General features: G+C 65.4%; 1 protein-coding gene. It reads right to left on the bottom strand.

What is annotated here, in order from left to right:
• Positions 1-833: PTS system mannose/fructose/sorbose family transporter subunit IID (locus AAAX77_RS09815; protein ID WP_316367175.1), on the bottom strand; the 833-nt coding region annotated here is incomplete at its 3' end.
• Positions 834-859: the final 26 nt, after the last annotated feature.

Raw genomic sequence — 859 nt, 5'->3', positions numbered from 1 at the left:
TACGCCAGCACGCCGAAGAACGCGCCGATGATGCCCACGACCATGGTGGCCACGATCAGCACCATGGGGTTGATCTTCTTGGACAGCAGCCAGTAGTACAGCCAGAAGGCGATCATGCCGAGCATGCCGGGCATGATGCCGTCCAGGATGTCCTGGAGGGTCTGGGCGTCCTCGCCCGAGCCGATGGCCACCGGGATGCTGGCCCAGAACATGTCCTTGCACATGGCGCCCACGACCATGACGCCCACGATGCCCACGCAGGTCATGATCTTCTGCATGAGGCCGGTCCTCTGGGCCTCGTCCAGGAAGCCCACGCCCAGCTCGTAGCCCTTGACGGCGCCCCAGATGCGCAGCGCGAAGCCGGGGACGTTGTAGATGAGCAGGAAGGCGATGGGGCCGAAGGGGTTGCCGGCCTGGCACAGGCTGATGCCCACCGCGGCGGCGACCACGCGCAGCGTCGACAGGAAGATGGAGTCGCCGATGCCGGACAGCGGGCCCATGAGGGCGGCCTTGACGTCGTTGACGCTCTCGGGCTCGATCTCGCCGCGGGCGACCTTCTCCTCCATGGCCATCGCGATGCCGCCGACGAACGGGGCGAACTGGACGGTGATGTTGAAGAACGCGCAGTGGCGGTGCAGGGCCGCGGCGTAGTCGTCGGGGCGGCCGGCGTAGATCTTCTTGAGCATGTTGGCGACCATCAGGCAGAAGGCGATGTTCATCTGCTTGTAGTAGGTCCAGGAGAACTCCATGCCCAGGGCGCCGACGTTGACGGCGCTCTTGACGAGGTCGGAGCGCGTGATCTTGTTCTCGGGACTAGAAGTCATCGTCCTCATCCCCTTCCGCGGAGAGCTGGGGCTGG

This window comes from Collinsella sp. CLA-ER-H6 (genome assembly GCF_040092305.1).
Classification (GTDB): Bacteria; Actinomycetota; Coriobacteriia; order Coriobacteriales; family Coriobacteriaceae; genus Collinsella.
This window is presented reverse-complemented; position numbering and strand designations above follow the sequence as displayed.